Source organism: Methylicorpusculum sp., assembly GCF_030651835.1.
Lineage (GTDB): Bacteria > Pseudomonadota > Gammaproteobacteria > Methylococcales > Methylomonadaceae > Methylicorpusculum.
Map to the genome: position 1 here is coordinate 20,160 of NZ_JAUSBX010000042.1, position 8,187 is coordinate 28,346.

At 46.3% G+C, this 8,187-nt stretch carries 1 protein-coding gene; it reads left to right on the forward strand.

Translation table 11 applies throughout. The annotated features are described in order from the left end of the window. A complete protein-coding gene (locus Q7V32_RS05275; RefSeq protein ID WP_304895933.1) occupies window positions 1–7,767 on the forward strand; it encodes a calcium-binding protein in 7,767 nt (2,588 codons plus the stop codon). Window positions 7,768–8,187: the final 420 nt, after the last annotated feature.

Sequence of the window (8,187 nt, forward strand, 5' to 3'; positions counted from 1 at the left end):
ATGATTTATGCAAATAAAATATTTGAATTAGCTCAATTGGCTGAATCTAGTTATGCAGATTTGAATAATTCAAATCTGCAATTAGCCTTACAAAGTGATGCAAGTCCAGATTCAAACCCTCTATTTTCTTCGTTACAAGCTGAAGCATTCTTATTACATTGGGAGGTTATTTCACATCAACCCGATACTGAAAGCGGATTTTCTGCAACTTTATTTAAACGAATTGATACTGACGAACCAAGCGGTTTCCAAGAAGGTCAATATGTCTACGCAATTCGAGGCACTCTAAGTGACCCGGATTTACCAGGTGCCGACCTTGGCGATATTGTGCTAGATGGTCTGGCATTAGACCAACTTGTAGATATGTTTAATGATTGGCAGCGTCTTAATGCGACAGCCGATCAGAGTTATCAGGCTGCTGAGTTAACAATAAATGCAACGCTGACAACAGAGCTACAAAACTCGCTTTTTGCATGGGCGGCCTATAATGCCAATTCTTTAGTCACACCTATACCGACTGAGCTTACTCCGGAACAACTAATCGCTTCCTGGGGTTCCCGTTCCGACATTGTGATCGACTTACCCAGCCATACGATCAGAACAATAGAGTTCAAAGACTCAATTACTTTGTTTACAGACTCACGCGCCTTGGGAGCCAAACCTGATGGATTTTCCGGAAAATTGTCGGCAGTAACAGGGCATTCGCTGGGCGGACATCTTGCCGCAGCATTTACTCGGCTTTTCCCCAACGCCAGTGCCGAGGCGTTAACTATCAACGCTGCCGGCTTTGGGGGTGATGGTCTGTTAGGTATTGGTACAAATGCCAATATAAATGTTGCTAATCTATTTTTGATGCTGGGTGGTGACTTTGAATTTACCTCGGATTCGATACACAATTTATTCGGCGATAAAATGCCGGAGTTTATTACTCAAAATGGTCCAGGATTATTCCAAAAAGGCTCACATGATGCCTTATTTATAGAGCAGTCGGAGCCTTCGAACTTTACTTTTGGTCATGGCGCCGGTCAAATGACGGATAGCCTTGCGGTAGCCAATTTATTTATCAGATTAGATAACAATCTAAAGGATCAAGCTACAGCTTCCGCTCTTCTTGAGCTTAAAGAGTTATTTGAAAAATCCAGTAACCAAGTCGACCAAAGTTTGGAAATTTCAGTAGCTGCACTGACTGAACTTATTTTGGGTAACAAGCCCGCTATTACCACTGACAATAGAAACGATCTTTATTCAGCTATTAATGATCTAATCGGGGCAACTGGCTTCAAAAATCTGATCGGCCAAGTTAGTATTGTGGCTCCTGCCGCCACGTCCAGCGAAGCACGTGCGGACTTCGGTTTATTTCTAAGTTTGGTACATTTAACACCGTTTGCGTTGAAACCCAATAGCATCGAAGCGACGGCTTTTCTGCAGAGTGCCAGTTTGAATAACACTGAACTGGGTTTGCAGTGGGAGCAAGATAATCTTATGACAACAGAGCAGCAAGCGAATGGCGAAGCTCATTATTCCGACATGTGGCTAAGCGACCGCGCCCACCTGTTGGCGCAATCGATACGACGCAATACTGCGGATTCCGACATGGTCGTCAGTAGCGAAGGTAACGAAACCTTTCAAGACTTGAAGACCGGACAGGTATTCTCGACAGCGGGGATCGGTTACATAAGTCCCGATTTACCACCCGACAGTAAGCGTTATATTTTCGGCGACGACTCTGATAATACAGATATTCAGGGCGGAAGCCAAAACGACCACCTTTACGGCGGAATCGGAGACGACACTATCACCGGCAACGTCGGCAACGATTATCTGGAAGGCGGTGCCGGTAATGATAGACTGAACGGAGACAGCGGAGCAGACAAGTTGTTAGGCGGCTCCGGCGACGATATTCTAGAAGGTGGGCAAGGCAATGACCGGCTTATCGGAGGTCAAGGGCGAGATACCTATATTTATCATTCCGGCGATGGTTTCGATACGATTGAAGACAGCGACGGTCTGGGAAGCATCATCGTTAACGATGTCACGCTCGACCTTACCGGCGCCAAAAAAATCGGCGCGGATGTCTGGGAATCGGCGGATCAAACTACTTTATTAGTTTTGGGGGCGCCTGATCAATTTGGACAACGGAACTTGTATATCAACGGTAGCATTTTAGACGGCGGCCGCATCATGATCAAAAATTTCCACGATGGTGATCTTGGCTTGGCACTCCCTCCGTCTTCAGCTGTACCGACGTCGACACCTGCAAATATCTTTCTGGGTGATTCGCAGTCAGGTCAACCCGATAAGTTTATCGGTACTTTTGGGGATGATTATATGGTTGGCGGGGCTGATCGGGATATTTTGGAGGGCTGGAATGGTGATGATGTCCTATTTGCCGATCAGGCTGTGGATTTAATAACGTTAACTGACTATCTTGATTTTGGTGGTGAAACTACAAATGGCCAATACGGTGATTTTTTGTCGGCGGGTTCCGGAAATGACATTTTGATCGGGAGTCCCGAGAGTGATGCACTAATGGGTGGTGAAGGAGATGATCTTATTCTTGGTGGCGCTGGACACGACCTTATTTATGGTGATGCCAGTTATAGGACGTCTGATCCTGATTGGACTTACAAAGGTTTACCGGAAATGTATCAAGCTGCCGATCAGTCTTCCCCGGGATGGAATTATGGAATTGGTTTAAGCTCGATTGTCGGACTCTTCGATACAGGCCTAGGTGGGCGGGATATTATTTACGGGGGTAGTGGCGGTGATTTGATCCTGGCCGGTAGAGGCGATGATATCGTTTATGGTGAAAGCGGAATGGATTTTATTGATGGTGGCCTTGGGGACGATGCTTTATTTGGCGGTGAAGGCGACGATGCAATCCATGGCGATCTTAATGCGCAAGACTTGAGTCAGCATGGTAACGATTACATAGATTTAGGCTCAGGCAACGTTCAGCAATTTGCGCAAGGCAACGGCGGTAATGACATCATCCTTGGCGGTGATACCGACGATACGCTGGAAGGCGACGATCTCAGAGGTCTTCATGTACCGGCCGCTTATCACGGGTCGGACACCATCGACGGCAAAGGCGGCAACGATACGATTTGGGGGCATGGTGGTGACGACACTCTCTATGGCGGCGATGGTGATGATTATATCGAGGGGGATGCCGGAACTGATTTCATTGCTACGCAATACCAGGGTAACGATTACCTGGATGGCGAAGCGGGTCACGACACATTGTTGGGTGGGGGAGGTGATGATGTAATTTATGGCGGCAGTGGCGATGATTTACTCATAGGTGATGGCAGTCATATAGATTTCGCCGCTCACGGCAATGATTTTATTGATGGCGGGGAAGGTAACGACGAATTACACGGTGATGGCGGTTCGGATTATTTAGATGGCGGTAGCGGCGATGATAAGCTTTTTGGCGGCGCCGGTGACGACATTCTCATCGGAGGTAGCGGCACCAATTATCTTGCTGGTGGTGAAGGTACGGATATTTACAGGGTAGGTCAGGGTCAAGATGTTATCACTGATGCGGATAACAATAACCGGATTGTATTAAATGAATCAACTCAATTGCAGGCAATTTCATTGACAACCGATGCAACAGGGCAGCAAGACCTTTTGCTGACTTTTGCTAATGGTGCCCGGGCCAGCATAGCGCAAGGTTTCTTGGGTATCGTCAATTCATTTTTGGTTGACGGGGTAGAGAGAAATTTAAGCGAATTGTTATCTGTCTATGCGAACCAAAACCTTGCTTTAAATGGGAGCGATGCGGCTGAGCATATAACAAGTGGTGCCGGTAACGATTTTATTAACGGCAATGACGGTAATGATTGGCTTGACGGTGGTCGTGGAAATGATGTTTTGATCGGTGGGGCCGGCTCAGATACGCTTCGAGGTGGACAAGGAGCCGATGTGCTTACTGGCGGAACTGGCAGCGATGTTTATCGGTTTAATAAAGGCGATGGCGCTGACGTAATCACTACAGCTAGCGCCAGCGATTCAGCCGGTGACGTCGTTTATTTCGGCGAAGGTATTGAGGCCAGCGGCTTAGGGTTTTTTCAGTTGGCTAACGGAAGTCTGCTTTTGCGGATCGGAAACGGTCAAGATAGCATTCTGTTCGATGGCTGGTTTAATGATGGCCCCACTGTGTCAGCTTTGCATTTTTATGATGATACACAGTTGCTTGCCTCTGAAATGACGATGTCGGCTGTTGGTGTCTATGGGGGAACCGAACACAATGATCGGTTATTCGGCACTGAGGCTGATGATCGAATCGAGGGCTATGCCGGGAATGATGTTTTGTCCGGAGGAGCAGGTAATGACATTTTGGCCGGTGGAGCCGGCAATGACAGCTATCTCTTTGGTTGGGGAGCGCTTGGCAACGATGTGGTTGAGGAGACACCTAATGGTTCAAGCATTATTGCCTTGACAGACGGAACAACCTTGGGTGATTTGAAGTATTCTCGGTTAGCAAATAATTTGCTTATCTCGCTAAGGGGTGGTGTTTCAACCTTAACGCTAAAAGACTATTTTTCCGCTACGCATCGGTGGATAATTCTTGATGAAGCAGGTGTTTCAACCGGGGTTGCCGATTGGGTGGCCTCACCGCAGACAACGGTGGATCTTGATCAACTCAAGGCTGATTTTTTCGATGCGGCCCGCGCCCAATGGGCCAGTGAATTACTGAACAATACCTCTGCTAATTATCTGCGTGTTAACGGTTCAACCTACCAGTCGTCCGCGGTGAACTCTGATTCGGCAATTATCCGCACAGAACGGTTTGAAGGGGTCGACTTTGCTAGCGATGCGGCAGAAATCCAACGTAGCTCAGAAAATAAAACTTACTCCAGCAGCACCGTTAATGTCATTAACACTTCGCCCTCTAATCAAGTGAATAATGCCGCTTCAGGTCAGCACTATGTTTCCATCAAAGAGTGGAGTCATTTGTTAAATAAATTCGGGATAAATGGCGTCAATACCAGTCTAGATGCGGCAATGCCTGTCTACAGCGGCATCAATATTTTAGGCGGCTTTTTGATCGGTGCCAGCCCTTCCTCTTCCGCAATGACGCAATACTGGCAAATCAGTGAAACCAACACGACCCAGGTTGAATTTATCCAAGGTGGCAACAGTGACAATACGATTAGAGGCTACCGCTATCACGGAGATAACAGTATCTCAATGATCGATGGAGGGGAAGGTAACGATACCCTTTTTGCGTCCGGCAGGCCGGGTCTCAATAACGAAACAACCTATTTAACCGATATCGATACAGTGATCGGTGGCTTTGTCTATGGCAATACCGGCGATGATAGCCTTTATGGCGGCTATTACCGAGATACTTTAGTTGGAGGAGAGGGAAATGATTTTCTGGATGGCGGGTTTAGTCAAGATACCTATGTTGTATTCGCGGGTGAATACGGCATCGATACAATTTGGGACACAGGAACTCAATTAAGACAATCAATAGGATATAGATTGGGATTTACTACCCCTTTATCGACAGGTGCAGGGGGTCAGCAAATCGTATCGGCACCTGTCGATGAGCCTCAAGCTATTGTCGAAGATACGTTACGTTTGATTGCCATTAATCCAAATGATGTAACTTTTTCTTGGGGCGAGCAAGTGGTTGAGGGTATCCGCAATAACGGAACACTTTTATCACCGGGCATTCACCTTAGAGAAGGCAATGCAGTCAGCAATCAGTCAGTTCATGCAGTGCTCTCTTTGTTGTGGGCGGGAGGTGGTGTCGATATTGTCTTACCGAATTCTACTGATTTATCCGGCATGGGCTTGGAACGTATTGAATTTGGTGACGGAACGGTGATGACAATCGCAGAGTTGATCGAGCAGGCAAAGCCGACCGTCACACTTAATCCGCAGGATCAGGACAATACCATTTATGGGCTTTTTGACAGCAACACGATATACGGTGAGGCAGGAAACGACCAACTATACGGTGGTATCGGCAATGATTTCCTGAGTGGCGGCTCGGGCGATGATAAGCTTTATGGGGGAGAAGGTCATGATGAATTAAACGGCGGTGCCGGTATTGACATCATGACAGGTGGTACAGGTAATGATACCTATGTTTTTGGCAAAGGATCAGGCCAGGACTGGGTCAATAGTTACGATACGACTGCTGGCAAAATCGATGCTATACAGTTTGATTGGTCAGTAGTACCAGATGATATCCAGGTTCGTCGGATTGGCAACAATCTTGAATTTTCTATTAAAAGCACATCGGACACGCTGACAGTCCTAAATTACATGGAGAATGACGGCATCACGCCTTACTCGGTTGAACAGATCAAATTTTTTAATGGGACGGTTTGGGATTTGGCTGTGGTTAAAGCCAAAATGATCAGTAACCGGGCTCCGGAATTGACTAAAGCACTTTCGGACCAGCAGGTTTTTGAGGGAGATGATTTCGTGTTCACCATCGACGGCAATGCTTTTGACGATCAGGATGACGGTGATGTGCTGACTTATAGTGCCAGACAGGCTGACGGCAGTGAGTTACCGGAATGGCTGGTCTTTGACGCTGAAACACTGACTTTCAGAGGTATTGCTGATAAAGCAGGGACGCTCAGCGTGAGAGTCACTGCGAAAGACACGGGAAACTTGACGGTCTCCGATATTTTTGACATTACTGTTGCCAGAATGCCCGGCTTGATTCTCACCGGCAGTTCTGGCGGAGATAGTCTGATTGGTGGTCGTGGTGATGATCTACTCAATGGCTTGGCAGGCACGGACAAGCTGTTTGGTTATGCGGGTAATGATGTTTTAAATGGAGGAAGAGGTCATGACATCATGGCGGGTGGAATCGGCGATGATATTTACATTGTAGACAGCGCTGGAGATAGTGTTATCGAAAATGCAGGTGAAGGCGTTGATAAAATTGAGTCCAGCGTTTCTTACAAACTCAGCCCACATGTCGAGTGGTTACAATTAACAGGTATTAGATCTATCAACGCTACCGGTAATGAATTAGATAATGTGTTGATGGGTAATATCGCTGCAAATATTCTAAATGGCGGCACCGGCACTGATACCTTGATAGGTGGGCGCGGCAATGACACCTATATAGTGGATAACGTCGGCGATGTCGTTATTGAATATAGCAATCAAGGCTTCGATATTGTTCAATCCTCTGTATCCTTTGCCTTATCCCGTCATATTGAGAATCTTACGTTGACCGGAAGCGCCGTGATTGATGGTATAGGGAATGAACTCAACAACCTACTGAGGGGTAATGTAAGTAACAACTCACTGACAGGCGGAGCCGGAAACGATTCGCTTTACGGGGATAGAGGGAATGATCTGCTTGATGGAGGCATCGGAGATGATTACCTGAACGGCGGAACGGGATCGGATACGTATTTATTCAGTCGAGGATCGGGTAAAGATACTATTGATGACTACGATACGGCAGTCGGTAATGCCGACACATTATCATTTGGAAATGACATTGCGGCTGATCAACTTTGGTTTAGAAAAGCAGGCCGGAATCTCGAAGTCAGTATTATCGGCAGTAACGATAAAATATCGATTAAGAATTGGTATTCAAGTGCGGCTTATCGGATCGAGCAATTTAAGACTGCTGACGAACAAACCTTGTTAAGCAGTCAGGTAGATGTATTGGTGTCGGCTATGGCGGCGTTTGCTCCCCCTGCAGCGGGCGAGACTGTTTTGCCGCCTGATTATCAAACTCAATTGACTCCCGTGATTGCCGCCAACTGGCGATGACCCGATGGGGTCTAAATTAATACCCTTGCAAACCTGCTTCACTTTATAAAAAAACGGGAAACTTCAATCAACTAACAAAATCGGGATTTTAGAAACCTGGAACATTATAAGGTTTACCGATTCTATTTTTTCGTTGGAGAAACTAAACTATCACTTAGGATTTAGCAATTTTTAAGTTTCAGGTTCATTAAAAGCAGATTTCGAAAATTTTAAATATTTCATAATGTTGAACCGCTTAACTCGACCTAAAGTAACTATTTGATTTTAGCGTTAGGGATAATCCTAAAAAGAGCAGTTAAAACTTGCTAAACTATCTCAAGTAATTGATATCAATTGAGAATGAGGCGCTTATGCAAGAGATCATGACTCACCCATTGGGTGATGGCCAATCAAAAGCATTGATACCCTTAGCCGAACCAG